This window comes from Streptomyces sp. NPDC014727, from assembly GCF_043083485.1.
Lineage (GTDB): Bacteria > Actinomycetota > Actinomycetes > Streptomycetales > Streptomycetaceae > Streptomyces.
Genome location: NZ_JBIBYR010000076.1, coordinates 1 through 1,683 on the forward strand (window position 1 = coordinate 1; position 1,683 = coordinate 1,683).

Annotated in this window: 1 protein-coding gene; it reads left to right on the plus strand. The window is 67.5% G+C overall.

Going from position 1 to position 1,683, the window contains the following annotated elements; translation table 11 throughout:
* The first annotated feature begins 124 nt into the window (after positions 1–124).
* The gene (locus ACF1B9_RS37945) at positions 125–1,516 is read left to right on the plus strand and encodes an IS1380 family transposase (protein ID WP_391746962.1); all 1,392 of its coding nucleotides are present in this window, start codon (positions 125–127) and stop codon (positions 1,514–1,516) included.
* Positions 1,517–1,683: the final 167 nt, after the last annotated feature.

The window sequence follows — 1,683 nt, forward strand, 5'->3', positions numbered from 1 at the left end:
AGCCTTGATCCACCGATTCGGTGTCTGTGGATAACTCTTCTTGGAACGAGGAAGTGCCTTGTGACCTGCGATGATGGGAGTTCTTCAGGCTTCCAGCACGCACAATCAGCAAGGCACTTCCGAGATGCAAGTTTCCCATACGTCAGCGGCGGTCTCCGCTGCGTTCGGTGATCCGAATCTGATCGCGCAGGCCGGGCTGGTCCCCGTGCTGCGCCTGGCCGAGCGGTGCGGCCTGTCCCGGCTGGTGACGGGGAAGGTGAAGCTGACCGGGGCGAAGAACGGGGCGGGTGCGGCGTCGGACGCCAAGGTCACCAGCATCGTGGGCGGCATGGCCGCGGGCGCGGACAGCATCGACGACCTCGCGATGTTGCGCCACGGGGCGATGCCTGCGATGTTCGACGGTATCCGCGCCCCATCGACACTGGGCACGTTCCTGCGTGCGTTCACCCACGGACATGCTCTCCAACTTCACGCTGTCCACCGCGGGTTCCTCGCGGAACTGGCCACGCACACCCCACTGCTGCCGGGCTCGGACACGATGGCGTTCATCGATGTCGACTCCACGCACAAGCGGGTCTACGGCCGGGCGAAACAGGGCGCCGAGTACGGCCGCTTCAAAGGCATCCGCACCCTGCACCCGCTCCTCGCCACGATCTGCACCCCCCAGTCGCGGCCGGTGATCGCGACGGTGCGGATGCGACGCGGCAAAGCGGCAGACTCCCGGGGCGCCCCGAAATTCGTGAGCGAGGCCCTGGCCACCGCCCGGGAGTCCGGCTGCACCGGTACCCGGATCCTGCGGGCCGACTCGCAGTTCTACAACACTGGGGTCATCGCCGCCTGCCGCCGGGCCGGAGCCCACTTCTCGGTCACCACCGGGATGAACCCCTCCATCAAGCGGGCCGTCCACAGCATTCCCCACGATGCCTGGCGGCAGATCAGTTACCCGACCGCAGTGCCCGACCCCGAGACCGGCGAACTCATCTCGGACGCCGAAGTCGCCGAGATACCCCAATACACCGCGTTCGCCAGCCGGAAGAAAACAGATCGGGTCACTGCCCGGCTGATCGTGCGCCGGGTCCGTGACCTGGCCAAACCCGCCACCGTCGGCGAGCAGGGCGAGCTGTTTCCCGTCTGGCGCTACCACCCCTTCTTCACCGACCAGCCCGCCCCGACACTCCAGGCCGAGCGGGAACACCGCCACCATGCCGTGGTCGAGCAGGTCATCGCGGACAGCAAGGCCGGTGCCCTGGCCCACCTGCCGTCCGGACACTTCCACGCCAACGCGGCCTGGCTCACCCTGTGGGCGATGACCTACAACCTGCTGCGGGCCGCCGGCGCACTGACCTCCGCGTTCCACGCCAAGGCCACCACCGCCACCCTCCGGGCCCACCTGGTCCAGGTTCCGGCCCGCATCGCCCGCTCCGCACGACGCATCACCCTGCATCTGCCCCACAACTGGCCCTGGCGGCAAGCCTGGACACACCTCTTCGACACCGTTCACGGCCCACCCGGCTGACACGAACAGTCCCTGCCCACCCCGCCCGCCAGGGCCCAACCGGAACCAAACCCGTGGAAAAGCTGGGTAGACCAGCAGATACCACCTGCCCACACCCAGCCACCAGCCCAAAGCGGACGCAGAAATCGATCAGGAGATCACTCTCGAACCACCTCGGCGGATTGAGG

Excerpts from the sequence above, each read along its gene's own strand:
- ACF1B9_RS37945 (WP_391746962.1), top strand. The coding sequence starts at position 125 with ATGCAAGTTTCCCATACGTCAGCGGCGGTCTCCGCTGCGTTCGGTGAT.